The following is a 24,498-nucleotide window of genomic DNA, read 5'->3' as shown; positions in this document are numbered from 1 at the left end:
CGGAGCGGATCGCCCGGCCCGCCCGGCGAACGGCGAAATGCGACGGCAAAAGGATCTCCCCGGGTCCGAGGACCCGGGGAGATCGGTAACGCTTTTGTGGTGCCTAGTGCGGCCAATCACCCACCAGGGTGCTCGACTGCGGGCTCCATCCCCCCACGGTTGGTGCCGATGCGGCGTGTGGCCAGTCCCCCACACGCGTTGTTGACAGATGCGGCCAGTCCCCCACAACTGCCCGGACGGAATGCGGCCAGTCCCCCACTGCCAGCGACTCGTGTGGCCAGTCCCCCACTGCCATGATGCCGATACCGGCCAAGGCCGTCGCGGCGGCGAACGCTGCAATGAACTTCTTCATGGTTCTCCTTCTGGAGCATCTCAAGTTCGGGCGAGTAAGTGGCGAACCACTTAACATTCATTGTAAATTGATACAAACACGTTTCGTCAAGGGCGCAGTCGGTCGGCTTCCCGGGGCGGGGGATTTGACTGATAATCCACACAACCTAAGGGGATCCATTGGGCATCAAATTCGGAGAGAAGCTCCGCCAGGCACGCCTGCAACACAAGATGACACAGGCTCAGCTCGGCGCGGGGAAATACTCGACGAGCTACATCTCCCTCCTGGAAACCGGCAGCCGCGAACCGACCTCCGACATCATCACCGAATTGTCGGCGCGACTGGAACTCGACCGTGAGGTCATGGAGTCCTGGAACACGCCCGTCTCGGCGGACGAGGCGGAGTTCGTCTTGTTGGAGCACCGCGCCCGGCAGTCGTGGACCGCCCGCGAGTACACCGACGCGGAGTCCACCGCCACCGAGGCGGCGGCGGTCGCGTTGCGGCTGAAGAACTCCAGCGCGTGGTGGAACATGATGTTCCTGCGCGCCGAATCGCTCCGCGACCAGGGGCGCCACGACGACTACCGGGCGGCAGCCGAGGAAGTCCTCTCCCACCCGCTGACCGACGAGTCGCTGGCCCTCAAGGTCAGGGCGGAAACCCTCGTCGCCAATGCCTACCTGGGGCTCGGAAAGCTGCACATCGCCGTCGACCACGCGCTGACCGCCGTCGCGCTGGGCAAGGACCTCCCCGGCGACTCGCTGATCTACATCGGTTCCCTCTTCTCGCTCATCGCCTCGCTCGCCGAATCGGGCCAGCTGGACGAGGCGTGGAAGACGTGCGAAACCCTGTCCGAGGCCGTCGCGAACGGATCGCCGAGCCAGACCGCCGGCAACGCCTACTGGGCCATCGGCAACGTGGCGTTCAAGCGCCAGGACATCGCCGCCGGGCTCGCGAACCACCAGCTCGCGGCGCAGCGGCTCCTCCCGGCGAGCGACATCGAGCTGTGGGCCCGCTTCAACAAGGCATCGGCCTCGATGCGGCTGTCCGCGGGCGTGGTGGAGCCGGAAACCCTCGAGTGCATCGAAAAGGCGGAGCTCGCGCTCAGCGTGATCGGCGGGAACCCCGCCGAGGGGCTGGAGCTCCGGCTGATCCGCGCCCGCTGGCTGCACCTCAACGGCCAGCCGGCGGAGGCCCTTGAGCAGCTCAAGCCGGTGGACGAGGAGCGCAAGGCGCTCTCGCAGCACCTGCAGGGCGAGCTGGACCTCCTGACCGCGCGGTGCCTCGTCGCGACGGGCAAGGCCCAGGAGGCGCTGGAACACCTGGCGACCGCGCAAAGGTCCTTCGCCTCCGCGGGATCCCCGGACCGCGCGTCGCTCGCCATCGAACTCGCGACGGAGATCCGCTCGGCCAACCGCTAGCGGCCGCGCCGCCCGGACCGGGCGCGGGTTACGCGGCGAACGTCTCTCCGGTGATGCGCTCGTACGCCTCGATGTAGCGCGCGCGGGTGCGCCGCACGACGTCGTCCGGAAGCGCCGGCGGCTCGGCGCCGGAGGACTTGTCCCAGCCGGATTCCGGTCCGCTCAGCCAGTCCCGGACATACTGCTTGTCGAAGGAGGGCTGCGCCCGCCCCGGGGCATAGGTTTCGGCGTCCCAGAAGCGGGAAGAGTCCGGCGTGAGGACCTCGTCGCCGAGCGTGATCTCCCCCGTTGCGGGATCCGTCCCGAACTCCACCTTGGTGTCTGCGAGGATCACGCCGCGCTCCCTGGCGATCGCCTCCGCACGCGTGTAGAGCGCCAGCGTCAGCCGGCGCAGCTCCGCAGCCGTCTCCGCGCCCACGCGCTCCTCGGTTTCAGCGTAGGAGATGTTCTCGTCGTGTTCTCCCACCTCGGCCTTGGCCGACGGCGTGAAGATCGAGGGGTGCAGCCGCGAGCCGTCGACGAGACCGTCGGGCAGCGGAAGGGAACACACGGTCCGCGACTCCCGGTACTCCAGCAGCCCCGAACCCGTGAGGTAGCCGCGGGCGATGCACTCGATCGGGAACATGTCCAGCTTCTTGCACACCATCGCCCGTCCCACCACGGCCTCCGGCACGTCGGTGGAGATCACGTGGTTGGCGATCCCGTCCAGCTGCCGGAACCACCACAGGCTCAGCCGGGTCAGGACCTTGCCCTTGTCGGGGATCTCCGACGCGAGCACAAAGTCGTAGGCGCTGATCCGGTCGCTGGCCACCACCAGCACACGGTCCGCGTCCGCCTGCGTGGAGCCGGCCGGAACATAGAGGTCCCTCACCTTCCCCGAGTAGACGTGGGTCCAGCCCGGCAGGTCCAGCGTCTGCGTGTCCAGGCCCGCCATCAGAGGAGCCCTCCCTGCGCGCCGGCGGCGCTTCCCGCGGATCCGGAGGGGCCCGGGGACCCAGCCGAACCCGGAGTACCCGCCGATCCCGGAGGGGCGACGGCGATCGACCCCTCGGCCGCCTTGAGCGCGATGTCCGTGCGGTGCTGACCGCCGGCCAGCGTGATGCGGCCGACGCCGCGGTACGCCGCCTCGCGGGCCGCGTGGAGGTCCTCGCCGAGCCCGACGACGGCGAGCACGCGGCCGCCGGCGGAGACCACCTGGCCGGCGTCGTCGGTCGCCGTGCCGGCGTGCAGGACGCTGACGCCGTCGAGCGCCTCGGCGTCCTCCAGGCCCCCGATCGGATCCCCCACCACGGGCTTGTCCGGGTAGTTCGCCGAGGCGAGCACCACCCCGACGGCGGATTCGTGCCGCCAGTGGAGTGTTTCGGCGTCGTCCAGGGAACCGGTGGAGGCCGCCATCAACAGCCCGCCCAGCGGGGTGCGGAGGCGCGCGAGCACGGCCTGCGTCTCCGGATCGCCGAAGCGGGCGTTGAATTCGATGACCCGGATGCCTCGGCGGGTGATGGCCAGGCCGCAGTAGAGGACGCCGACGAAGGGCGTCCCGCGGGCGTCCATCTCGCGGATGGTGGGGTAGGCGACGCGCTCCATGACCTCGTCGACGAAGCCCGACGGCAGCCACGGAAGCGGGGTGTAGGCGCCCATGCCGCCGGTGTTCGGTCCGGCGTCGCCGTCGTGGATGCGTTTGAAGTCCTGCGCGGGGGCCAGCGGGACGGCGTGCTTGCCGTCGGAGATGACGAACAGCGAGACCTCGGGGCCGTCGAGGAACTCCTCGATCACCACCGTGCCGCCGAGGGAGAAACAGGCGTCGGCGTGCGCGAGCGCCTCGGCGCGGTCGTCCGTGACCACCACGCCCTTGCCCGCGGCCAGGCCGTCGTCCTTGACCACGTAGGGCGCGCCGAACGTGTCCAGCGCGTCGGCCGCCTCCGCGGCGTCGACGGCGACTCGGGCCATCGCCGTGGGGACGCCGGCCTCGGCCATGACCTCCTTGGCGAAGGCCTTGGACGCCTCCAGCTGGGCGGCCGCCTTCGAGGGGCCAAACACCGGTATCCCGGCGTCGCGCAGGGCGTCCGCGACGCCAGCGGCCAGCGGGGCCTCCGGGCCCACGACGACCAGCGACGAGTCGAGTTCGCGGGCCAGCGCGACGACGGCCGCTGGATCCTGGGCGTCGATCGCGTGCACGGGGACGTCGGCGGCGATGCCCGCGTTTCCGGGCGCGCAGTGCACGTCGGTCACATAGGGGTCGGCCTTCAACGCTCGGACAATTGCGTGTTCGCGGCCACCGGGGCCGATAACGAGTACCTTCACGATCCCCCAGCCTACCGGGGAGCACCGCGCAACGGACGGGCGTTACGCTGGTCCCGTGCGAAAGGAAACGTTGTGGGAGGCGCGGCTGCGCGCCAATCCCGGACATTCACAGTGGTACATCGACCGCTTCGCCGCCATGCGGGCCGAGGGCGCGGACCTGCATGGCGAGGCCCGGCTGGTGGATGCCATGGCGGCCCGGGGCAGCCGCATCCTCGACGCCGGATGTGGTCCCGGCCGCGTCGGCGGCGAGCTGGCGCGCCGCGGGCACCGCGTGGTGGGCGTCGACGTCGACGCGGCGCTGGTCGCGGAGGCGGCCAAGGACCACCCGGACTGCCGGTGGCTGGCCGGCGACCTTACGGAGCTGGGCATCGTGCTCGGCGCCACGCCGTCCAATCGGGCGCCAGAGTTCGATGTGATCGTGTGCGCGGGCAACGTGATGGCGTTCCTCGCGCCGGGAACCGCCCCGGAGGTCCTGACCGGCTTCGCCGCCCACCTCGTGCCCGGGGGCCGCGCCGTCGTCGGATTCGGCTCCGGCCGCGGCTATGCCTTCGATGACTTTTCCCGGGACGCGGAGCGGGCCGGACTCGCCGTGGACGGCAGGTTCTCGACCTGGGATCTTCGGCCGTTCACGCCGGACAGCGACTTCCTCGTGGCGGTGCTGTCCCGGGGCCAGCCGGGCGAATCCGGGACGGCCACGACTCACTAGACTGGTCACCATGCCAGAAACCTTCTCCTCGGCGGATGCCGTTGACCTTGCCGTCGTCGAGCGCAACGGATTCGTGGAATCGCGGCACCGCGGATCGGCCGTTGTGCTGGACGGCTCCGGCGACGTCGTCACCGCCTTGGGAGACATCGATGCGCCGGTCTTCCCGCGCTCCTCGCTCAAACCCTTCCAGGCGCTGGCCTCCATGCAGTCCGGCGTCCCGCTGCGAGGAGCCGAGGTGGCACTCGCGTGCGCCAGCCACGTCGGCAGCCGGGAGCACATGGACCTCGCGGCCACCATATTGGCGAAGGCCGGGCTGGGCGAGGACGACCTGCGCTGCCCCGCGGCATGGCCCGGCCACGAAGAGACGCGCAACGACCTGGTCCGGGCCGGCCACGGGAAGTCGCGGCTGGCGTTCAACTGCTCCGGCAAGCACGCCGCCTTCCTGTGGGCGTGCACGGAGAACGGGTGGGACACGGAGACGTACCTCGATCCCGAGCACCCGCTGCAGCGCCGCGTGGTGGAGGTCGTCGAGGAGTATGCGGGTGAGAAGATCGCCCACCTGGCCGTCGACGGCTGCGGCGCACCCGTTCCGGCCTTCTCCCTGCGCGGGCTGGCCCGCGCCACGGGCCGCCTCGCGAAGTCGCCCGGAAACAAGCACGCGGACGCCCGCGCCGCGACGATCGCCACCGCCATGCTGGACTACCCGTGGGCAGTGCACGGCCACGGCGAAGAGAACACCGTGGTGATGGAGGAGCTCGGCGTCATCGCCAAGCTCGGGGCGGAGGGTGTGCTGATGCTGGGCACGGACACGGGGTACGCCTGCACCCTCAAGATGCTCGACGGCAACGGCCGCGGCGCCACGCTGGTGGGCCTGACACTGCTGGCCAACGCCGGCGCCATCGACGTGGAGCGTGTGGGGCCCGTGCTGGAGACCGTCGTCCGGCCCGTCCTGGGCGGCGCCGGTCCGGTCGGCAGGATCCGTCTCGCCGCGCCCGTGATGGCGCTGCTGGACTAGCGGGGCCGAACGCATGGGAGTACGACGACGGATCGCCGCGGACGTGGGCCGTGGCGCGTTGCGCCAGTGGATCGAGGCCACCCCGGGCGACCGGCCCGCCCTGCCGCGGGCCGTGACGGCGACGGCCGTGCGCTTTGCGCTGGAGGAGCTGTCCGAGGCCGCCGAGGGCAACTCGGTGGAGGTCAGGGTGCCCCCGTTCGGCGTCGCGCAGTGCGTCGAGGGGCCCCGGCACACCCGGGGCACCCCGCCCAACGTCGTCGAGATGGATGCGCAGACCTGGCTTGCGCTGGCCACCGGCGTCCTGTCGTGGGAGGGCGCCCGCGCCTCCGGCACCGTCGGCGCTTCCGGCCTGCGGGCGGACCTGTCCGCCCACCTCCCCCTGTTCGGTACCCTTTAAGGCATGCATTCACCGCAGCAGGACAACCAGGACGTGCCCGAACAGGCGCCGCAGGACGGCTCCGTGGAGGTCCGCCTGCGCCGCGCGCCCAAGTTCTGGCCGTTCGTCGGCACGGGAGCCGCCCTCGGCGTGTTTGTGGCCATCCTGTCCGCCTTGACCGGCCCCGAGAGCGCCGAGTTCACCCGCAACACCGTGGCCGGGTTCCTGTCCGTCTACTTCGGCCTCGCCGGGGTGCTGGTGGGATGCGTCACCTACCTCGTCGCCGATCGGATCCTGTCCAAGCGGGACCGCCGGACCACCGCGGTTCCACTGGACGAAACAGAGGACCGCTAGCCCGTCGCCGATGCGCCGCAGCCCATCCTCCCGTGAGAGAATGGACCCCATGGCGCGTGGTGACGGAATGCTTTCTCATGATCTCTTGCCCAACGAAAAGGGTCCGCAGGACGAATGCGGTGTCTTTGGCGTATGGGCCCCCGGCGAGGACGTCGCCAAGCTGGCGTACTACGGGCTCTACGCCCTGCAGCACCGCGGACAGGAATCCGCGGGCATCGCGACGTCCGACGGCCAGCGCATCAACGTCTATAAGGACATGGGCCTGGTCTCCCAGGTGTTCGACGAGAACACGCTGAACTCGATGACCGGCCACATCGCCGTCGGCCACTGCCGCTACTCCACCACCGGTGCCAGCCACTGGGCCAACGCGCAGCCGACCCTGGGCGCGACGTCCGAGGGCACGGTCGCCCTCGCCCACAACGGCAACCTGATCAATTCGGCCGAGCTGATGGACATGGTCGTCGCCGAGCAGGGCGCGAAGTTCCGCGGCGAGCTGGCCCAGGGCAACACCACGGACACCGCCCTGGTGACCGCCCTGATGCGCGGCACCGAGGGCAGGTCCCTCGAAGAGACCGCCATGGAGCTGCTTCCCAAGCTGCAGGGCGCCTTCTGCTTTGTGTTTATGAACGAGGGCACGCTCTACGCGGCCCGCGACTCCCACGGCGTTCGTCCACTGGTGCTCGGGCGGCTCGAGCGTGGCTGGGTCGTGGCGTCCGAGCAGTCCGGCCTCGCCACCGTCGGCGCCAGCTACATCCGCGAGATCGAGCCCGGCGAGCTGATCGCCATCGACGAGGACGGGATCCGGTCCCAGCGCTTCAGCCCGGCGACGCCCGCGCACTGCGTCTTCGAATACGTCTATCTGGCCCGCCCGGACGCTTCAATCAACGGCCGGTCCGTCTACGAGTCGCGCGTGGAGATGGGCCGCCAACTGGCCAGGGAGAACAGCGCCGAGGCGGACATCGTTATCCCCGTCCCGGAATCCGGCACCCCAGCCGCGATCGGCTACGCCGAAGAGTCCGGCATTCCGTTCGCCCACGGCTTCGTCAAGAACGCCTACGTCGGGCGCACGTTCATCCAGCCCTCGCAGACCCTTCGCCAACTCGGCATTCGCCTCAAGCTCAACGCCCTGGAGCCGGTGATCAAGGGCAAACGCGTCATCGTGGTGGACGACTCGATCGTCCGAGGGAACACGCAGCGCGCGATTGTCCGCATGCTGCGCGAGGCGGGGGCCACCTCGATCCACGTCAAGATCTCCTCGCCCCCGATCAAGTGGCCCTGCTTCTACGGCATCGACTTCGCCTCCCGCGCGGAGCTGATCGCCAACGGCGCCACCATCGCGGAAATCACCACCTCCATCGGCGCGGACTCCCTGGCCTACATCTCCGACGACGGGATGATCAACGCCACGGAGCAGCCGCGCGAACGCCTCTGCACCGCCTGCTTCACCGGCGAGTACCCCATCGAACTCCCCAGCTCGGACCGGCTTGGCAAGAACCTGCTGGAGCGCTCCGTCGACAGCAGCGACGGCTGCGACCCGGGCCCGGACGCCGAGTTCGAGCCCTCGCTCACGCCCGCCGACAAGACCCCCAGCACCAAGTAAAGGACGCCCGACGCATGACTTCCCCCACGCCAGAGCACCGCACCGGCATCACCTACGCGTCCGCGGGCGTCGACGTCGAAGCCGGCGACCGCGCCGTCGAACTGATGAAGGGCGCGATCAAGGCGACCCACAACGCGTCGGTGCTCGGTGGGGTGGGAGGGTTCGCCGGACTCTACGACGCGTCCCGCCTGCTCGCCTACTCCAAGCCGCTGCTGGCCACGTCCACGGACGGGGTGGGCACCAAGGTGGCCATCGCGCAGGCCATGGACATCCACCACACCATCGGCCACGACCTGGTCGGCATGGTGGTCGACGACATCGTGGTGGTCGGCGCGGAACCGCTGTTCATGACCGACTACATCGCTTGCGGCAAGGTGGTGCCGGAACGCATCGCCGACATCGTCCGCGGCATCGCCGAGGCCTGCACCATCGCGGGCACCGCGCTGGTGGGCGGGGAGACGGCCGAGCACCCCGGGCTTCTGGGCGAGCACGAGTACGACGTGGCGGGCGCCGCCACGGGCGTTGTCGAGGCGGACGCGCTCCTCGGCCCCGAGCGCGTCCGCTCGGGGGACGTGGTCATCGCCATGGCATCCTCCGGCATCCACTCCAACGGCTACTCGCTGGTCCGCCGCGTGATCAACCACGCGGGCTGGGCCCTCGACCGCGAGGTCTCCGAACTCGGGCGCACCCTGGGCGAGGAGCTGCTGGTGCCCACCAAGGTCTACGCGGCCGACTGCCTCGACCTCATCCGCACCCTCAATGTTGATGGCGCCGCTCCCCTGCACGGTTTCAGCCACGTGACGGGCGGCGGCCTCGCGGCCAACCTGGCCCGCGTCCTGCCGCAGGGCCTGATGGCCACGATCGACCGCACAACGTGGGAGCTGCCCGCCATCTTCAAGCTCGTCGCCGAACTCGGTGGCGTGCCGCAGCCCGATCTCGAACGCACCCTGAACCTCGGCGTGGGCATGGTCGCCATCGTGGAGGCGTCCGCGGCGGACGCCGCCCTGGCGCGCCTGAACGAGCGCGGCGTGGCCTCGTGGGTGATGGGCACGGTGTCCGGGATCGACCCGTCCGCCGCGTCCGCGGGGTTGGATTTCGTCCAGGGCGCCAAGGGAGTCGACGGCGGCGCCGTTCTGCTCCGCGGAGCTTACGCCCAGTAGCGAAGCCTACGCCGCGCCGTCGCGGGCTACCGGCCCACCGGCCATGGGAAGCTACGTGCTGGTGGTGTTCGTCTCGCGGATTCCCGCGGGAACCGTGTTCGCCCGCGCCCGCTGGCCGCTCCATGCGACGCTGGTGCGGTTCGATGCGGCCGAGCCCGCCGCGCGGATCCGCCAACGGATCGGTCCGGCGCTGACCGCGCGGGCGGCGTTCGCCGCCACAGTTGGCGGGGACGCGGCCTTCGGGCGCGACGGGAGTGTGCCGGTGTCGCTCCTGGACGCCGACTCGGGGCTCGCCGCCCTGCACGTGGCCGTCCTCGACGCGCTCGGCGACGCCGTGCACCTGCCGGGCGGACGCCACACCAAGGCCGGGTACCGCCCGCACGTGTCGCACACCGTGGGTCGGCTGCACCCGTCGGACACGCTCGCGGTCGACCACGTCGCCCTGGTGGATATGCGGCCCGACGGGGACCCGCGCTGGCGCCGGGTGGTCTTCGTCTGGGACCTCGCGCCGGGCCCTATCCAGGACGCGACCTCCTAGGCGGCAGGAACTCCGGACAGCAATTCCTCGAGCGCGGGCGCAACGCGTGCCCGCCAGAGCCACGTGGCCTTGGCGTCGCCACGCGTGGGGCCTCCATTGATGATGCCAATCTGTTTGCCCGCCCTTTCTGCGTTCAGCACCAGCCGATAGCCGCTCATCACCGCGAGGCTCGAGCCCACGACCAGCAATCCAGTGGACTTATCCTCTAGTTGCTTTACGACGGCTTTCCTCGCGGGAGGCACGCTCTCGCCGAAATAGACGACGTCGGGCTTCAGTTCCACGCTCCCACAGGACAGGCAGCCGACCATGGCGAATTCGTCCACATGTGCCTGGTCGAGGGTGACGTCGCCGTCAGGATTCACGAGTGCGGGATCGAGGCTGATGCGCTCCACGTAACCGGGGTTCGCCTCGGCCAAGCGGGCGTCCAAGTCCGCGCGCTCCTCGACGAAGCCGCAGCTGAGGCACATCACGGTGTCCAGGTCCCCGTGCAGCGGGACGACCATCTGGGATCCTCCGCGGACGTGCAGGCCGTCGACGTTCTGTGTTACCACACCGCTGAGCACCCCCCGCCGCTCCAACTCGGCGACCGCGTGGTGCGCCGAGTTGGGTTCGGACCTGGCCATCTGGCGCCAGCCGACGTAGCTGCGGGCCCAGTACCGGTGACGCGCCGCGGGGTCGTGCTTGAACTCCTGGTACGTCATGGGCCTGTGCCGGCGCAACGAGCCGTTGGGCCCCCGGTAGTCGGGTATCCCTGAGTCGGTGGACACGCCTGCGCCGGTCAGGAGGAGCACCGGTCCGGCCAAGAGCATGGAGGAGATTCCCGCCAGGGCCGTTGCCGGATCCTGGGGCTGCGCCGTCTCGTCCACCACACGCTCGATGGAGCGGATGGCGGCGCGATGCGCGTTGGCGATGGGAAGATCCGTGAAGTCCACGCTGAGTGTGTGCGTGCGTGATCAGCCGATGCGGCGCTGATCGTCCTCGTCGTCGTCATCCGAGTACTTGTCGCCGTAGTCCGAGTAGTCCGGCTCAAACGGTTCTTCGACATGCGTGGCTGGAGCACCGGCGTGACCGCGGGTGTTTCCGAGCTCGCGTTGGAGGGCAGACAAGTCAGTGGCCGGGGAATAATACTTGATATCCCTGGCCTGCCGAGTTGCTTTTGCCTTCTGACGGCCGCGCCCCATGGCGTGACCCCCTTTTTCGGTAGATCCGGAGGTGGTCCACCCCTTGCAAGGTAGAGGCCCCGGAATATGCGACTGATTCTTTCGTGCTTCTAGGTTAACATGATTCGGCCCCAATCGCCGTCTCCGGCACCTCTCCGGGTGGCGCGCCGGCGGCGGCTAGAGTTGAACCCAAATGCCCCCTACGACACATTCAGGACAGGGAACCGACGTGAACGAGCAAGAGGCGCCGGAACCCTCGCCATACCAACCCGCGCGATCAGCCGAGACACAGGTGCGCCGCCGCCGCGGCACGTCCCCGTTCTGGGTGGTTCTCGGCGCCGCCGGAATCATTCTGATGCTGGTCTACGGGGCGGGAAAACTGATGGACACGGCCTCCCCCGACGCCGCCCCGGCGACCGAGGTCTCGCGGGACACGGACCCAGGAATCGACGGGATCATCGCCCGCGACGCGCCGGCCTCCCAGTTTGTCGCCGGGGACTGCCTCACGGACTTCGAGGGGCCGCTGGACCGGGCCACGATCGTCACCTGCCGCACCCCCCACACCGCCCAGCTCATCGGGATAGCGCGACTGGACGACACCCCCTACCCGGGAGACGCCCGCACGGCGACCAAGGCCGAGGCGGCGTGCAAGGCCATCCGCCTCGACCCCGCCGCGTTGTCCGAGGGCGCGTGGACCTACGAATTCAGCAGTCCCTCGCAGGGCACGTGGGCAGCGGGCGACAGGAACGTCGCGTGCTTCCTCACCCTCACCGAGGGAACCGTGGGACGCTCCATGCTGCCGGCGGCATCCGGAACGGCCTAGGCCCGCTCCGGACGGGCCCGCTCCGGCTAGCGCCGGACCACCGTCAGCCCCTTGCCGTCCGCCACGTCCACGAGAACCCCGTCGCCGTCGGCAATCGTGCCGGAGAGCAGCTCCTTGGCCAGCCGGTCGCCGATCTCCCGCTGCACCAGGCGCCGGAGCGGGCGCGCGCCGAACGCGGGATCGTACCCGGTCAGCGCCAGCCAGTCCCGCGCGGCCTCCGTCACCGTCAGCGCCAGCCGGCGGGCCGCCAGGCGACGGCCGAGCGCGTCGACCTGCAGGTTGACGATGCTTCCGAGCTGCTCCAGGGACAGCGGGTCGAAAATCACCACGTCGTCCAGCCGGTTCAGGAACTCGGGCTTGAACGCTGAGTGGACGAGTCCCATCACGGCCGCCCGCTTGCTCTCCTCGTCCAGCGTGGGGTCCACGAGGAACTGCGATCCCAGGTTCGACGTCAGGACCAGGATCACGTTGCGGAAGTCTACGGTGCGCCCCTGGCCGTCGGTCAGGCGGCCGTCGTCGAGCACCTGGAGCAGGATGTCGAACACCTCCGGGTGCGCCTTCTCCACCTCGTCGAGCAGGACGACGGAGTAGGGCCGGCGGCGGACGGCCTCCGTCAGCTGGCCGCCCTCCTCGTACCCGACGTAGCCCGGGGGCGCCCCGACCAGCCTCGCGACGGAGTGCTTCTCCGAGTACTCGGACATGTCGATCCGGACCATCGCCCGGTCGTCGTCGAAGAGGAAGTCCGCCAGAGCCTTCGCGAGTTCCGTCTTGCCGACGCCCGTGGGCCCCAGGAACAGGAAGGACCCCGTGGGACGGTCGGGATCAGATATGCCCGCGCGGGCCCTCCGGACGGCGTCGGAGACCGCGCCGACCGCCTTCTCCTGGCCGATCAGGCGCTTGCCCAAAAACTCCTCCATGCGCAGCAGCTTCTGGCCCTCGCCCTGCAGCATTCGGCCGGCGGGGATGCCGGTCCAGGCCGAGATGACCTCGGCGATGTCGTCCGCCGTGACCTCCTCGGACACCATCGACTCCAGCCCGCCCTCCTCCTGCTCCGCCGCCTGCGCCTCGTCCAGCTGGCGCTGCAGGTCCGGGATCTCCCCGTAGAGCAGCCGGGAGGCCCGTTCCAGGTCGCCCTCGCGCTGGAACATCTCCGCGTGCGACCGCAGCTCGTCCAGTCGGACCTTGAGGTCGCCCACCCGGTTCAGGCCGGCCTTCTCCGCCTCCCACCGGGCGTTCAGCGCGTCGAGGGCCTCCTTCTTGTCGGCCATGTCCGCGCGTAGGGCCGCGAGCCTCTCGATCGAGGCCGCGTCCGACTCCCCCTCCAGAGCCAGTTCCTCCATCTTCAGCCGGTCGACGGACCGGCGCAGCTCGTCGATCTCCTCCGGCGCCGAGTCGATCTCCATGCGCAGCCGCGACGCCGCCTCGTCCACCAGGTCGATCGCCTTGTCCGGAAGCTGGCGCCCGGAAATGTAGCGCTTGGACAGCGTTGCGGCTGCCACCAGCGCCGAGTCGCCGATGGAGACCTTGTGGTGCGCCTCGTAGCGCTCCTTCAACCCGCGCAGGATGCCGATGGTGTCCTCGACGGACGGCTCGCCGACGTAGACCTGCTGGAAGCGGCGCTCGAGGGCCGCGTCCTTTTCGATGTTCTCCCTGTATTCGTCCAGGGTGGTGGCGCCGATGAGCCGGAGTTCGCCGCGGGCCAGCATGGGCTTGAGCATGTTGCCGGCGTCCATGGCCCCCTCCGAGGCCCCCGCGCCGACGACGGTGTGGATCTCGTCGATGAACGTCACGATCTGTCCATTGGAGCCCTTGATCTCTTCGAGGACGGCCTTCAGCCGCTCCTCGAACTCGCCGCGGTACTTGGCGCCGGCGATCATGGACCCCAGGTCCAGCGCCACCAACGTCTTGCCGCGCAGGGATTCCGGCACGTCCCCCGCCACCATCCGCTGGGCAAGGCCCTCGACGACGGCCGTCTTGCCGACGCCGGGCTCGCCGATGAGCACCGGGTTGTTCTTGGTGCGCCGGGAAAGCACCTGGACCACCCGGCGGATCTCGCCGTCGCGCCCAATCACTGGATCCAATTTCCCGGAGCGGGCGATGGCCGTGAGGTCGGTGCCGTACTTCTCAAGAGCCTGGAACGTGTTCTCGGGATCGGGGCTGTCGACCTTCCGGTCGCCCCGGATCCCCGGCAGGGCGGCCAGCAGGGCCTCGGGCGTGGCCCCGGCGTCGCGCAGCACCGATCCGGCCTTCCCCGTGTCCGCGGCGAGTCCCAGCAGCAGGTGCTCCGTGGACAGGAAGGTGTCCCCATACCGCTCCGCTGCCTGCTGCGCGGCGGTGATGACCTGAAGGATCCCGCGGGAGTACTGCGCCTGCGCCACGGAGGACCCGGACGACGCCGGGAGGGCCTTGATCGCGGCGCTCGCCTGCACGGAGACGGCGTCGGGATCGACGCCGGTGGCCCTCAGCAAGGCCACGGCGATGGATTCGCGCTTGTCGACCAGCGCCTTGAGCAGGTGCGCGGGTTCGACCTGCGGGTTTCCCGCCGTGGAGGCGTTCATGCCTGCGGCGGAGAGTGCCTCCTGGCTTTGGGTGGTGAATTTGGCGTCCACGACGGGTCCTTCCTCTGCTCGGGTCATCCATTCAGACTTGAGTCTACTCCACTCAACTTTGGACTGATGGGGATTATTCCGGAGGCGGAATGCGTCGCCGGCGTCAGCCGGCCGCGGCCGCCTCGAGGACGGCCAGATCGAACTTGCGCATGGGCATAAACGCTTCGACCACCCGGCGGGCGACCTCCGGGTCCCCGCCGCCGAGGAGTTCGGACAGCCTGTGCGGCACAACCTGCCAGGACACGCCGAAGCGGTCGGTCAGCCAACCACACTGGCCCTCCGCCCCGCCAGCCGTCAGCGCGTCCCAGTAGCGGTCGATCTCCTCTTGCGAATCGCACACGATCTGAAAGGAGACGGCTTCGTTGAAGACGTTCGCCGGACCGCCGTTGAGCGCCACAAACGAGCGTCCGTTGAGTTCGAAGTTCACCGTCATCGGCTCACCGCCCTCGGGCCCCGAAGACTGGCCGAGGATCCGCGAATTCGGGAAGAGCCGCGTGTAGTACATGGCGGCCTCCAGGCCCCTGCCGTCGAACCACAGGCAGTTAACGATGTCTTGCATTGGAGAGCCTTTCCGGAACCCCTCCTGGCCGCCGGCGGAACCGGCGGCCCGGGGGAAACAATGGGTCGCTGCGCGGCTTTTCAGCGCGACGCTTCATCCACAATGTACCCAATGCCGGGCACGCGCCAGACCGGCGGCCGGGGTTTCCTCGGCCCGCGTTCGCCTAGCGGTGGCGCGGCGCCCAGGCGGGCGCCCCGAACGGCGCCCCGGACGAGGGGATGATCTCCTTGCCCAGCGGAACCAGGGAGACGGGGATCAGCTTGAGGTTGGCGATGCCCAGCGGGATGCCGATGATGCTCACGAACATGGGGATCGCCGTCAACACGTGCCCGATCGCGATCCACAGCCCGGCAACCAGGATCCAGATCACGTTGCCGACGGTTGAGAGGGCGCCGGTCCGGCCGCCGCGGTCCACGATGGTGCGGCCGAACGGCCACAGCGCGTAGCTGGCGATGCGGAAGGAGGCGATGCCGAAGGGGATGGTGACGATCAGCAGGCAGCACACGATCCCGGCGAGGAAATAGCCCAGCGCCAACCAGATTCCACCGAACACGAGCCAGATGATATTCAGGGCGATTGCTAGTGGTCCGTTCATAAATCCATCCTCGCGCATGCGCGGCCGACCCGCCATCGGGGATTCCCCCCATTTAATGGACATAATGGGTACATGACCTCGACAAACCGGTTCGCCACCAGCGCCGCCTCGGTCCGCCGCACAACACCCGCCACCCGTCGGGCCCTCCCCGCCGCGATGGCCGGGATCCTGCTGGCCTCGTCGCTGGCGGCCTGCAGCCAGCAGGCCCCGGACCCGTCACCGGCCGCGCAGGCGTTGGCCCAGGGCCTCCAGGCGGCCAACCTCGACGCGGTCCCGCTGACGGATGGCTCCGGCACGGAGGCGACCGAGGCGCTGCTCGCCGCCTACGGTTCCCTTGCGGACATGCAGCGGACCGTGGAGGTCCAAGCGGTCGCCCTGGACGAGACGGCGGACGACGGCCCGGCCACCGCGACGGCCACGCTGAGGACGGCCTGGGACCTGGACGAATCCGACAACGACTGGTCCTACACCACCTCCGCCACCCTCGAGTACAACGCCGAGGCGGAGTCTTGGCAGACCCGCTTCACGCCGGGGGTCGCCGTCGAGGGACTCCTCGACGGCGAGTCGCTGCGGCTGCGCACCACGGCCGCCCAGCGCGGCGACATCCTCGGTTCGGGCGACTACGTCCTGGTCACCAACCGCGAGGTCCTCCGCATGGGCCTGGACAAGACCCTGCTCGACGGCGAGCCCGCGGCCGCCAGCGCCTCGGCGCTGGCCCGCCTGGTGGACATCGACGAGGCGGACTTCGCCGCGCGGGTCGACGCGGCGGGCGACAAGGCGTTTGTGGAGGCGATCGTCCTGCGCGACGACGAATCGCTCGAGATCTCCGACGCGGATCTCGCGGTTATCCCCGGCGCGCGCGCCATTCCCGACGAGTTGCCGCTCGCCCCGACGAGGACCTTTGCCCGGGCCGTGCTGGGAACCGTCGGCGAAGCCACCGCAGAACTCGTCGAGAAGTCGGACGGCCGGCTGTCGGCGGGCGACGCGACGGGGCTCTCCGGCCTCCAGGCCACCTACGACGAGCGCCTCGCCGGGCGCAAGGGGCTTTCGGTCTGGACCGTTCCGGCCGACGCCGGGGAGGGCGCCGAAGGCTCGGCGTCCGGCGCGGCCTCCGACGGAGCCGGCGAGGGCCAGGCCGAGGAGCCGCGCGAACTCTTCAGCCTCGCGCCCGTGGACGGCGACGCCATCCACACAACGCTCGACGCGCCGCTTCAGCGCGTGGCCGAGGGGATCGTCTCGGAGACCGATTCACCCAGCGGGATCGTGGCGCTGAGGCCCTCGGACGGTTCGGTGCTCGCGGCCGCCAGCGGACCGGACAGCAACTCCTACAACACGGCGATGATCGGGCGCTACGCCCCGGGATCGACGTTCAAGGTGGTCTCCGCGCTCGCCATGCTGCGCTCGGGGTACACGCCCCAGAGCAAGGTGCAGTGCCCGCAGACCACCGTGCTCGACGGGCGCACGTTCAAGAACTACACGGGCTACCCGGCCGCCGGGTTGGGCACCATCACCCTGTCCGAGGCCATCGCGCAGTCGTGCAACACCGTCTTCATCCGCGCCAGCGAGAAGGTGGACATGTCGACCGTTTCCGAAGCCGCCGGGTCGCTGGGCCTGGCGCCGGAACCCGCCGCCGGGGCCCCCGCCTTCCTCGGTTCCGTGCCGTCGGACTCCACCGGAACCGAACATGCGGCGAACATGATCGGCCAAGGGGTGGTCGAGTCCTCGGTCCTCGGCATGGCCACGGTCGCCGCGTCGGTGGCCAAGGGGTCCACGGTGTCCCCACACATCGTGGCGGACCCGGAGCCCGGGGCGGGGGCCAAGCCCTCCACCCCGCTGACCGAGGCCGAGGCGAAGCAGCTGCTGGCGATGATGGGCGGAACCGTGGACCACGGCACCGTCACCGAGCTCCAGGACGTCCCGGGACCGGCCGTCGCCGCGAAGACCGGCACCGCCGAGTACGGGGACGGCAAGGAGGACCTTCGGCACACGTGGGTCATCGCCATTCAGGGCGATCTCGCTGTCGCCGCGTTCGTGGAAACCGGCTTCTCCGGTGCGGAAACGGGCGGCCCCCTCATCAAGGAGTTCCTGACCCGGGCGAACGCCCTCACCGCCGCGGGCGACTAATCTTGATGCAATGGATATCCACGACCACAAACCACCCCAAAGCGGCCGCGCCGTCGACGACCTGAGCTATTACCGCACGGAGCCGGTGTCGTTCGTTCGGCGCGGAACGCGGCTGCACGGCAAGCGCCAGGAGGCGTGGGAACGGCAATCGGGCAAGTTCCTGCTGGAGGTCCCGCGCCACCACGCGGACACGTCCGTGCGCGAGGACTTCGGCTTCGATGCCGCCGAGTCGTTCGGCCGCATCGCGCCGCTGACGGTTGAAATCGGCTCGGGTCTGGGCGAGGCCGTCGCCGACGCCGCCGAGCGTCACCCCGAGCGCGATTTCCTGGCCGTGGAGGTCTACCGTCCCGGACTGGCCCAGCTGATGGTGCGGATCGAGCAGAAGGGCCTGACCAACGTGCGGGCCGTCCAGGCCAACGCCCCCGAGGTGCTCGACGTGATGCTCCGCCCGGGGTCGGTGGACGAGCTGTGGGTGTTTTTTCCGGACCCTTGGCACAAGGTCCGGCACCACAAGCGCCGCCTGGTCAAGGGTGCCTTCGCGGACAAGGCAGCCCGGGTGCTGGCGCCCGAGGGGACGTGGCGGCTGGCCACGGACTGGTCCAACTACGCGGAGCAGATGCGGGCCACCCTGGACGCGTCCGCGGACTTCGAGAACCTGCATACCGGGCTCGGCGGCGGGCCTGGCGGGCCCCTGACACGAGTGCGCCGCGGCGGACTCGAGGGCCACGAGGCGGAGCCGGACTTCACCGACGAGACGGGCGGCTGGGCCCCCCGCTTCGACGAGCGCGTCCTCACCAGTTTCGAGGGCAAGGCGCTCAAGGCCGGGCGGCTGGTGTTCGACCTGGCCTACCGGCGCAGGGCGTAGCCGCACCCCGCCCCTACGGGCGGTCCCCGGTGTCCGGCGGAAGGGCCGTCGACGCCTCGGGGCCGAACTTCCGCGCGTACGCGCCGAAGAGCGACGGCCAGTCCTTGTCGCTGTCCTCGACGTAGCCGCCCACGGATTCGCGCAGGTTGGCCAGGCAGACATGCCAGCCCGCGCCTTCGCGCGCTCCTCGGCCCTGCTCGTCGAGCGAGGCCGCGAACACCAGGCGGGTGCCGGCGTCGTGCTCCTGGAGGGCGATGCGCAGGGAGTCCGACTCCCACCTGAAGACCAGGCTGCTGCCCGAGTCCACGTCCACCACTTCCCCACGCATCGGGTCCGCGTCCGGGTCCTCCGGGAAGGTGAAGACCAACTCCCGTCCGGGCGTCCACTCGCCGACGATGGTGGCGGGGAACCACTCGCGAAGCCCGTCCCTGGAGGTGACGGCGATCCAGGCGTCCCAGCGGTTGACCGGCAGGTCTATGCCATATGTCAGCACCCAGCGTTTGCCCGCGGGCGCGAAGGTCGCCAGATCCATGGAGTAGCCCGTCATGGCCACAGTCTACGACCGGCAAACCGGGGAGCGCCGCCCCGGCCCGCCGGCTGCGGACCCACCGGTCCGCGGCCCGTTGTGACCAGGGCCAGGTTGCGCAGCGATTGGGTGCCGGGGTCGCGGTAGCCGTAGCTTGACCGGTGCGCGCCGGGCACAAAGCGGGAGGTGTTGTGCCCCGTGACGGGAAGCAGGCCCAGGACGGGCGCGCCGTCCACACCGAATCCGCGGCCGGGCACCAGGGACCGCCCGCTCAGCAGCCGCCCGGCCCGCGCCAGGGAGTCGCTGGTTGCGACGCCCTCGAACACGGCGTCGCCGGCGAGCCCCATCAGGGCGGGGTCCCTCGCCAGGCGGCGCGGCATGCCCGCCGATCCCGTGGTCGCGAGCGCGTGGACCCGGAGCCCGCCGGCGCCGCCCGCCCCGGCCGCCAGTCGCTCGAGCGCGTGGGCGGCGAGGGTGGCGCCGTAGGAGTGGGCCTCGATCACGGTGCGGGGAGAGTCCGGCCGCAGGCGGGCAAAACGCCGTAGGTCGTGTGCCAGGCGTTCCACGGCCGTGCGCGCCGTCCGGTTGAACACGGCCCGCAGCAGTCCCGGCGCGGGATACCCGAGCCAAGCGACGACGGCCGGATTCCGCTCCCCCACCAGACGCTGTTCCAGGAGGAGCTGGCCGGCTTCCCGGACGGTTCCCCACATGGCGGTGGTGGCGCGGATCCCCGCGCCGGAAAGTTGCCAGGTCACATGGGTCGCGGTGTCCAGGTCGCCGACGACGATGGCCGCGAGCGGCTCGGGCCCCTGCAGGTCCAGGTAGAGCAGGCGGCGGCGTGGGATGGCCGGATCCATCGCGGCGGGATTCAGCGCGTGCACAACGCCGTCGATGGCCGCCTTCTTGCGCTGGGGCAGCCCGTCCCGCCTCGACTTGAGGATTTCCAGCCGTGCCTCCGCGGCGTCGCTCACCTCCGCATAGCTCGCTGGGAGGACCATGTTGGACGGGCTCCTAGCGCTGCGGTCGCCAGAGGACAACGGCCTGGCCGCTGCCGCGGGGACGCTTCCCCCGCGCGAGCGGGACAACGTCCCCTCCCGCGCCGGCCGCGAACACGCGGTACAGCTCGGCGTTGCGGCGTCCGGAGCGGGTGGCCTCGAGCTCTTGGGAAAGTTCGGTCACGCGGGAACGCAGGGCGGCCACCTGGTTCTCCAGCTCCAGGATGCGCCGGATGCCCTCCAAGGACACGCCGTCCTTTGAGAGACGCTGGACCTCTCGGAGCAGTTCGACGTCGTGTTGGCTGTAGCGCCGCTGTTTTCCGCGTTGCCGCGACGGGGACACAAGCCCCATCCGGTCGTACTGGCGCAGGGTCTGCGGGTGCATCTCGGCGAGGTCCGCCGCGACGGAGATCACGAAGATCGGCGCAAACCTGTCTGGAACCATGACCGCTACAGCACCGCCTTGGCGGCCAGCCCCGCCCGCGGGTTGGCACCCGCGGTGGCCTCGGCGAACGCCTTGACCGCCGCCTCGGCGTCGGCGCCGAGGTTCTGCGGAACCACGACGTCGATGGTCACCAGCAGGTCCCCGGTGGCCTTGGACGTCTTGACGCCACGGCCCTTCAGGCGCAGGGTGCGGCCGGAGGACGATCCGGCGGGCACCTTGACCTTGACGGTCTCGCCGGTCAGGGTGGGCACCTCCACCTGGCCGCCCAGGGCGGCCTCGGGGAAGCTCACGGGCACGTGGATGCGGATGTTGTTGTCCTCGCGCACGAAGAACGGGTGCGGCCTGACGGCCACCTTCACCAGAAGGTCGCCGTTGCCAGCCGGCCCCCTCTGGCCCTTGCCGCGCACCCGCACGGTCTGTCCGTCCTTGATGCCCGGCGGGATGCGGACGTCCAGGACCTCGCCGCTGGCCTCCCGCAGACCGATGGTGGTGCCGTTGATGGAGCCCGCGAACGAAATGGTGGTGTTGGCCGTGCGGTCGGCCCCCTTCTGGGCGGCCTGCTGGTGGCCCCCGCCGAATCCGCCGCCGCCGAAGAGGTCGGCGAATTCGGGCGGCACCGATCCACCCTGGAACCCTCCCCCGCCGGGGAAGCCTCCGCGTCCCCGCGACGGTCCCGGCCCGCCAAAAAGGTTGCCGAAGATGTCGTCGAATCCCGCGCCCTGTCCCGCGCCGCCGGGACCGCCCGCGGTGAAGCGGGCGCCGGAGCCCATGGCGCGGATGGCGTCGTACTGCTGGCGCTCTTCGGGGTCGGACAGCACCGAGTGCGCCTCGGTGATGTCCTTGAACTTAAGCTCGGACGCGGCGTCCCCGGCGTTGGTGTCCGGGTGGTGCTGGCGCGCGAGCTTCCGGTACGCCTTTTTGATGTCGGCGTCGCTCGCGTCCTTGGAGACGCCGAGAATGGCGTAGAAGTCCTTTTCGGCCCAATCCTGGCTTGCCATCGGGCGCCTCCTTTCAACGTTGTGGGGCGTTTCCGCCGGGACGGGCGGGCCGGGGCTCGCGCCCCGACCCGCCGCACTTGATCTATTCTCCGGTGGAAACGATGACCTGGGCGGCCCGGATCACGCGGTCGCCCTTGCGGTAGCCGGGGCGCAGGACCGCGCCGACGTGGTCGGCGGGCACCTCCGCGTTCGGCTGCTGCATCAGCGCCTCGTGGATCTGCGGGTCGAAGGCCACGCCCGGCTCGGCGATGCGCTCCAAGCCGTGGCCGGCCAGAATCCCGTCGAACTTGTTGGCGATGGCCGCGAACGGCCCGTCCGTGAGGTCGCCGTGCTGGCGTGCCGCGTCCAAGTCGTCCAGCACGGGCAGGAGCCCGGCCAGCACGGACTGGACCGCGAGTTCGCGAACCGCTTCCCTGTCGCGCTCCACGCGCTTGCGGTAGTTCACGTACTCGGCCTGGAGGCGCAGCAGGTCGTTGCGCAACTCGGCCACCACGCTGACGGCCTCGCCCTGCGCCTGGACGTCCTCGGACGACACCTCGTTCAGGATCTTCTCCGCCTGGGCCAGGGCGTCTCCCGAATCGTGGGCCTCGTCGGTCGGCGTGAGGTCCTCGTGGTGCTCGCCCTCCGGCGCCGCTAAGTCCTCCGCCGCGCCGTCCTGGCCGCGGACCTTGCCGGTCTCCGGGTCGATCTTTCGCTTGTCGGTGAAGCGGACGGGCTCTTCGGCGCCGTGCTCTTCCTCGTTGCCGTGGTGCGGCATGGGCACTCCCGCCTTACTTCTTCTCGTCTTCGTCGACAACCTCGGCGTCGACAATGTCCTCTTCGGGAGCGTCGGACGCCCCGCCCGCGGACTCGGTTCCGGGGTTCCCGGCGGGCGCCTCGGACTGGGCCTGGGCGTAGATGGCCTCGCCCAGCTTGGTCTGGGAAGCCTGCAGCTTCTCGTACGCGGCCTTGACCTCGTCGTCGTTGTCCTGGCTTTCCAGCGCCTTCTTGAGGGCGTCGACGTCGGCCTGGACCTCGGTCTTGACGTCCTCGGGCAACTTGTCCTCGTTGTCCTTGATGAGCTTGTCCACGGAGTACGCGGTCTGCTCGGCGTGGTTGCGGGTCTCCGCGGCCTCGCGGCGCTTCTTGTCCTCCGCGGCGTGCTCCTCGGCCTCGCGCACCATGCGGTCGATGTCGTCCTTGGACAGGCTCGAGCCGCCGGTGATCGTCATCGACTGCTCGGTCCCGGTGCCCTTGTCCTTGGCGGACACGTGGACGATGCCGTTGGCGTCGATGTCGAAGGTGACCTCGACCTGGGGAATGCCGCGCGGTGCCGGCGCGATGCCGGTCAGCTCGAACGTGCCCAGCGGCTTGTTGTCGCGGGTGAACTCGCGCTCGCCCTGGAACACCTGGATGGAGACGGACGGCTGGTTGTCGTCCGCGGTGGTGAAGGTCTCGCTGCGCTTGGTCGGGATGGCCGTGTTGCGCTCGATGAGCTTGGTCATGACCCCGCCCTTGGTCTCGATGCCCAGGGACAGCGGAGTGACGTCGATCAGGAGGACGTCCTTGCGCTCGCCCTTGAGGACGCCGGCCTGGAGCGCGGCGCCGACGGCGACGACCTCGTCCGGGTTGACGCCCTTGTTGGGCTCCTTGCCGGCGAGCTCCTTGACCAGGTCGACGACGGCCGGCATGCGGGTGGAGCCGCCGACGAGGATGACGTGAGCGATGTCCGCGACGTTGACGCCGGCCTCCGCGATGACGTCCTTGAACGGCTTGCGGGTGCGCTCGAGCAGGTCCTTGGTGAGGTCCTGGAACTTGGCGCGGGACAGGTGCTCGTCCAGGTGGACCGGGCCCTCGGGAGTCACGGAGAGGTACTGCAGCGAGATGTTGGTGCTGGTCGCCGAGGACAGTTCCTTCTTCGCCTGTTCCGCGGCCTCCTTGAGGCGCTGGAGGGCGATCTTGTCCTTGGAGAGGTCTGCGCCCTTGGACTTGGCCTGTGCCAGCAGCCAGTCGACGACGCGCTGGTCCCAGTCGTCTCCGCCGAGGCGGTTGTCGCCGGCGGTGGAGCGGACCTGGATGGTGGAGAAGTCGTCCTCGTCCTTGCCCACCTCGAGCAGGGAGACGTCGAACGTGCCGCCGCCGAGGTCGAACACCAGGATGAGCTCGTCTTCCTTGCCCTTGTCGAGGCCGTAGGCCAGCGCGGCGGCCGTCGGCTCGTTGACGATGCGCAGGACGTTCAGGCCGGCGATCTCGCCGGCCTCCTTCGTGGCCTGGCGCTCGGCGTCGTTGAAGTAGGCCGGGACGGTCACCACGGCGTCGGTGACCTTCTCGCCCAGGTACGACTCGGCGTCGTGCTTGAGCTTCATCAGGACGCGCGCGGAGATTTCTTGCGCCGTGTACTTCTTGTCGTCGATGTCGACGGACCAGTCGGTACCCATGTGGCGCTTGACGGACGCGATGGTGCGCTCGATGTTGTTGACGGCCTGGCGCTTGGCGATTTCGCCGACCAGGACCTCGCCGGACTTGGAGAACGCGACCACCGAGGGGGTGGTGCGTGCGCCCTCCGCGTTGGCGATGACGGTGGGCTCGCCGCCCTCCAGAACGGAGACGACAGAGTTTGTGGTTCCGAGGTCGATGCCTACGGCACGTGACATGGTGTTTCCTTCTTTCCTTGGAAAACTGGGGTGTGTCGGCTGAGCGAAACTGCAGCTTGAGCGTTCTGGACTCAAGTCTACGCGGGCCGAAAACGATGTCAATTCAGAGTTGAGCCTATCCGGCTCAACTTGGTTCGCGCGGCCGCGAATCGCCGGTGGTCCCCCTCCCGTTGTCCCCGGAATGTCGGGCTTCCCGCGCGGTAACGTCTGCGGTGTTCGCCCTCAGCGAGCACGGCGCCTAGCGGGCCCGGCCCGGCCGTCGGCGCTGCGCAGGGGGGCGGAGCGATCCCGTTGACCCAATCGTCGACGACCCGTAACGGCACCGCCACATTCGGCACCTACTGTCCCAGCATGGAATCCTTTCGAG

The 24,498-nt window shown here is 69.8% G+C and carries 25 protein-coding genes; 11 read left to right on the top strand and 14 right to left on the bottom strand.

The annotated features are described in order from the left end of the window. Positions 1-103: 103 nt before the first annotated feature. Positions 104-352, bottom strand: coding sequence for a hypothetical protein (locus tag AC3ZJJ_RS01685; RefSeq protein ID WP_489893542.1), 249 nt, complete (start codon positions 350-352; stop codon positions 104-106). Between the two features lie 158 nt (positions 353-510). Between AC3ZJJ_RS01685 and AC3ZJJ_RS01680 the strand changes: the two genes are divergently transcribed. Next, a complete protein-coding gene (locus AC3ZJJ_RS01680; protein WP_489893541.1) occupies positions 511-1,749 on the top strand; it encodes a helix-turn-helix transcriptional regulator in 1,239 nt (412 codons plus the stop codon). Positions 1,750-1,777: 28 nt separating this feature from the next. On the opposite strand, the gene AC3ZJJ_RS01675 is transcribed toward AC3ZJJ_RS01680, so the two are convergent. Continuing rightward, positions 1,778-2,683, bottom strand: a complete 906-nt coding sequence (locus AC3ZJJ_RS01675; RefSeq protein WP_489893540.1) for a phosphoribosylaminoimidazolesuccinocarboxamide synthase — start codon at positions 2,681-2,683, stop codon at positions 1,778-1,780. Then, positions 2,683-4,050 (bottom strand): phosphoribosylamine--glycine ligase, encoded by a 1,368-nt coding sequence (gene purD / locus AC3ZJJ_RS01670; protein ID WP_489893539.1) that lies wholly within the window; start codon positions 4,048-4,050, stop codon positions 2,683-2,685. The genes AC3ZJJ_RS01675 and purD overlap by 1 nt, the downstream gene beginning before the upstream one ends. Before the next feature lie 55 nt (positions 4,051-4,105). Here purD and AC3ZJJ_RS01665 point away from each other — a divergent pair, with 55 nt between their 5' ends. Genes AC3ZJJ_RS01665 through AC3ZJJ_RS01635 form a run of 7 tightly spaced genes read left to right on the top strand, consistent with a single transcriptional unit; the run spans position 4,106 to position 9,799 of the window. Next, complete coding sequence (locus AC3ZJJ_RS01665; protein WP_489893538.1) at positions 4,106-4,756, top strand: class I SAM-dependent methyltransferase; 651 nt, start codon at positions 4,106-4,108, stop codon at positions 4,754-4,756. Between the two features lie 10 nt (positions 4,757-4,766). Continuing rightward, the gene (locus tag AC3ZJJ_RS01660; protein WP_489893537.1) at positions 4,767-5,771 is read left to right on the top strand and encodes an asparaginase; all 1,005 of its coding nucleotides are present in this window, start codon (positions 4,767-4,769) and stop codon (positions 5,769-5,771) included. A 13-nt stretch (positions 5,772-5,784) separates the two neighbouring features. Continuing rightward, a complete protein-coding gene (locus AC3ZJJ_RS01655; RefSeq protein WP_489893536.1) occupies positions 5,785-6,168 on the top strand; it encodes a sterol carrier family protein in 384 nt (127 codons plus the stop codon). Positions 6,169-6,171: 3 nt separating this feature from the next. After that, entirely contained in the window at positions 6,172-6,501 is a 330-nt protein-coding gene (locus AC3ZJJ_RS01650) for a hypothetical protein (RefSeq protein WP_489893535.1), read from the top strand. A gap of 49 nt (positions 6,502-6,550) precedes the next feature. Further along, entirely contained in the window at positions 6,551-8,101 is a 1,551-nt protein-coding gene (purF, locus tag AC3ZJJ_RS01645; RefSeq protein ID WP_489893534.1) for an amidophosphoribosyltransferase, read from the top strand. A gap of 14 nt (positions 8,102-8,115) precedes the next feature. After that, on the top strand, positions 8,116-9,261 hold the full coding sequence (gene purM / locus AC3ZJJ_RS01640; protein WP_489893533.1) for a phosphoribosylformylglycinamidine cyclo-ligase: 1,146 nt from the start codon (positions 8,116-8,118) through the stop codon (positions 9,259-9,261). Between the two features lie 43 nt (positions 9,262-9,304). Continuing rightward, the gene (locus AC3ZJJ_RS01635; protein WP_489893532.1) at positions 9,305-9,799 is read left to right on the top strand and encodes a 2'-5' RNA ligase family protein; all 495 of its coding nucleotides are present in this window, start codon (positions 9,305-9,307) and stop codon (positions 9,797-9,799) included. Here AC3ZJJ_RS01635 and AC3ZJJ_RS01630 read toward each other — a convergent pair. Both AC3ZJJ_RS01630 and AC3ZJJ_RS01625 read right to left on the bottom strand, forming a co-directional pair. Next, entirely contained in the window at positions 9,796-10,731 is a 936-nt protein-coding gene (locus tag AC3ZJJ_RS01630) for a Sir2 family NAD-dependent protein deacetylase (RefSeq protein WP_489893531.1), read from the bottom strand. The genes AC3ZJJ_RS01635 and AC3ZJJ_RS01630 overlap by 4 nt on opposite strands. Before the next feature lie 21 nt (positions 10,732-10,752). Continuing rightward, complete coding sequence (locus tag AC3ZJJ_RS01625) at positions 10,753-10,980, bottom strand: DUF3073 domain-containing protein (RefSeq protein ID WP_489893530.1); 228 nt, start codon at positions 10,978-10,980, stop codon at positions 10,753-10,755. A gap of 208 nt (positions 10,981-11,188) precedes the next feature. Here AC3ZJJ_RS01625 and AC3ZJJ_RS01620 point away from each other — a divergent pair, with 208 nt between their 5' ends. After that, complete coding sequence (locus AC3ZJJ_RS01620) at positions 11,189-11,782, top strand: septum formation family protein (protein ID WP_489893529.1); 594 nt, start codon at positions 11,189-11,191, stop codon at positions 11,780-11,782. Between the two features lie 26 nt (positions 11,783-11,808). Here the strand turns inward: AC3ZJJ_RS01620 and clpB are convergent, their stop codons facing one another. The 3 genes from clpB to AC3ZJJ_RS01605 form a co-directional block, all read right to left on the bottom strand. Beyond that, complete coding sequence (clpB, locus tag AC3ZJJ_RS01615) at positions 11,809-14,391, bottom strand: ATP-dependent chaperone ClpB (RefSeq protein ID WP_489895632.1); 2,583 nt, start codon at positions 14,389-14,391, stop codon at positions 11,809-11,811. 103 nt (positions 14,392-14,494) lie between these two features. Further along, complete coding sequence (locus tag AC3ZJJ_RS01610; protein ID WP_489893528.1) at positions 14,495-14,950, bottom strand: VOC family protein; 456 nt, start codon at positions 14,948-14,950, stop codon at positions 14,495-14,497. A gap of 163 nt (positions 14,951-15,113) precedes the next feature. Continuing rightward, on the bottom strand, positions 15,114-15,545 hold the full coding sequence (locus tag AC3ZJJ_RS01605) for a YccF domain-containing protein (protein WP_489893527.1): 432 nt from the start codon (positions 15,543-15,545) through the stop codon (positions 15,114-15,116). A 72-nt stretch (positions 15,546-15,617) separates the two neighbouring features. Between AC3ZJJ_RS01605 and AC3ZJJ_RS01600 the strand changes: the two genes are divergently transcribed. Next, positions 15,618-17,669, top strand: coding sequence for a penicillin-binding transpeptidase domain-containing protein (locus AC3ZJJ_RS01600; protein ID WP_489893526.1), 2,052 nt, complete (start codon positions 15,618-15,620; stop codon positions 17,667-17,669). A 10-nt stretch (positions 17,670-17,679) separates the two neighbouring features. Next, positions 17,680-18,534, top strand: a complete 855-nt coding sequence (trmB, locus tag AC3ZJJ_RS01595; RefSeq protein ID WP_489893525.1) for a tRNA (guanosine(46)-N7)-methyltransferase TrmB — start codon at positions 17,680-17,682, stop codon at positions 18,532-18,534. Positions 18,535-18,547: 13 nt separating this feature from the next. Here trmB and AC3ZJJ_RS01590 read toward each other — a convergent pair whose 3' ends face one another. The 6 genes from AC3ZJJ_RS01590 to dnaK all read right to left on the bottom strand — a co-directional run bounded on the left by AC3ZJJ_RS01590 (position 18,548) and on the right by dnaK (position 24,131). Further along, positions 18,548-19,081 carry an SRPBCC domain-containing protein gene (locus AC3ZJJ_RS01590; protein ID WP_489893524.1) on the bottom strand — a complete coding sequence of 178 codons (534 nt, stop codon included), beginning with the start codon at positions 19,079-19,081 and terminating at the stop codon, positions 18,548-18,550. Then, positions 19,078-20,058 (bottom strand): alpha/beta hydrolase, encoded by a 981-nt coding sequence (locus AC3ZJJ_RS01585; RefSeq protein WP_489893523.1) that lies wholly within the window; start codon positions 20,056-20,058, stop codon positions 19,078-19,080. The genes AC3ZJJ_RS01590 and AC3ZJJ_RS01585 overlap by 4 nt, the downstream gene beginning before the upstream one ends. 13 nt (positions 20,059-20,071) lie before the next feature. Beyond that, complete coding sequence (locus tag AC3ZJJ_RS01580) at positions 20,072-20,500, bottom strand: heat shock protein transcriptional repressor HspR (RefSeq protein WP_489893522.1); 429 nt, start codon at positions 20,498-20,500, stop codon at positions 20,072-20,074. Positions 20,501-20,505: 5 nt separating this feature from the next. Continuing rightward, positions 20,506-21,498 carry a DnaJ C-terminal domain-containing protein gene (locus AC3ZJJ_RS01575; protein WP_489893521.1) on the bottom strand — a complete coding sequence of 331 codons (993 nt, stop codon included), beginning with the start codon at positions 21,496-21,498 and terminating at the stop codon, positions 20,506-20,508. 82 nt (positions 21,499-21,580) lie between these two features. Beyond that, complete coding sequence (locus AC3ZJJ_RS01570) at positions 21,581-22,255, bottom strand: nucleotide exchange factor GrpE (RefSeq protein ID WP_489893520.1); 675 nt, start codon at positions 22,253-22,255, stop codon at positions 21,581-21,583. A gap of 13 nt (positions 22,256-22,268) precedes the next feature. Then, entirely contained in the window at positions 22,269-24,131 is a 1,863-nt protein-coding gene (gene dnaK / locus AC3ZJJ_RS01565) for a molecular chaperone DnaK (RefSeq protein WP_489893519.1), read from the bottom strand. Between the last annotated feature and the right edge of the window lie 367 nt (positions 24,132-24,498).

It is taken from the genome of Arthrobacter sp. AOP29-A2-19 (assembly GCF_058138025.1).
The sequence above is the reverse complement of the archived record's forward strand: the minus strand, read 5'-3'. Positions and strand labels throughout refer to the sequence as shown.

What these genes read in the sequence shown, in the direction of transcription:
- AC3ZJJ_RS01585 (WP_489893523.1), bottom strand. Translation starts at nt 20,058, where the DNA reads ATGGTCCTCCCAGCGAGCTATGCGGAGGTGAGCGACGCCGCGGAGGCA.
- trmB (WP_489893525.1), top strand. Translation starts at nt 17,680, where the DNA reads ATGGATATCCACGACCACAAACCACCCCAAAGCGGCCGCGCCGTCGAC.
- purF (WP_489893534.1), top strand. Translation starts at nt 6,551, where the DNA reads ATGGCGCGTGGTGACGGAATGCTTTCTCATGATCTCTTGCCCAACGAA.
- AC3ZJJ_RS01590 (WP_489893524.1), bottom strand. Translation starts at nt 19,081, where the DNA reads ATGACGGGCTACTCCATGGATCTGGCGACCTTCGCGCCCGCGGGCAAA.
- AC3ZJJ_RS01655 (WP_489893536.1), top strand. Translation starts at nt 5,785, where the DNA reads ATGGGAGTACGACGACGGATCGCCGCGGACGTGGGCCGTGGCGCGTTG.
- dnaK (WP_489893519.1), bottom strand. Translation starts at nt 24,131, where the DNA reads ATGTCACGTGCCGTAGGCATCGACCTCGGAACCACAAACTCTGTCGTC.
- AC3ZJJ_RS01575 (WP_489893521.1), bottom strand. Translation starts at nt 21,498, where the DNA reads ATGGCAAGCCAGGATTGGGCCGAAAAGGACTTCTACGCCATTCTCGGC.
- AC3ZJJ_RS01660 (WP_489893537.1), top strand. Translation starts at nt 4,767, where the DNA reads ATGCCAGAAACCTTCTCCTCGGCGGATGCCGTTGACCTTGCCGTCGTC.
- AC3ZJJ_RS01625 (WP_489893530.1), bottom strand. Translation starts at nt 10,980, where the DNA reads ATGGGGCGCGGCCGTCAGAAGGCAAAAGCAACTCGGCAGGCCAGGGAT.
- purM (WP_489893533.1), top strand. Translation starts at nt 8,116, where the DNA reads ATGACTTCCCCCACGCCAGAGCACCGCACCGGCATCACCTACGCGTCC.
- AC3ZJJ_RS01635 (WP_489893532.1), top strand. Translation starts at nt 9,305, where the DNA reads ATGGGAAGCTACGTGCTGGTGGTGTTCGTCTCGCGGATTCCCGCGGGA.
- AC3ZJJ_RS01605 (WP_489893527.1), bottom strand. Translation starts at nt 15,545, where the DNA reads ATGAACGGACCACTAGCAATCGCCCTGAATATCATCTGGCTCGTGTTC.
- AC3ZJJ_RS01650 (WP_489893535.1), top strand. Translation starts at nt 6,172, where the DNA reads ATGCATTCACCGCAGCAGGACAACCAGGACGTGCCCGAACAGGCGCCG.
- AC3ZJJ_RS01580 (WP_489893522.1), bottom strand. Translation starts at nt 20,500, where the DNA reads ATGGTTCCAGACAGGTTTGCGCCGATCTTCGTGATCTCCGTCGCGGCG.
- AC3ZJJ_RS01570 (WP_489893520.1), bottom strand. Translation starts at nt 22,255, where the DNA reads ATGCCGCACCACGGCAACGAGGAAGAGCACGGCGCCGAAGAGCCCGTC.
- AC3ZJJ_RS01685 (WP_489893542.1), bottom strand. Translation starts at nt 352, where the DNA reads ATGAAGAAGTTCATTGCAGCGTTCGCCGCCGCGACGGCCTTGGCCGGT.
- AC3ZJJ_RS01610 (WP_489893528.1), bottom strand. Translation starts at nt 14,950, where the DNA reads ATGCAAGACATCGTTAACTGCCTGTGGTTCGACGGCAGGGGCCTGGAG.
- AC3ZJJ_RS01675 (WP_489893540.1), bottom strand. Translation starts at nt 2,683, where the DNA reads ATGGCGGGCCTGGACACGCAGACGCTGGACCTGCCGGGCTGGACCCAC.
- AC3ZJJ_RS01600 (WP_489893526.1), top strand. Translation starts at nt 15,618, where the DNA reads ATGACCTCGACAAACCGGTTCGCCACCAGCGCCGCCTCGGTCCGCCGC.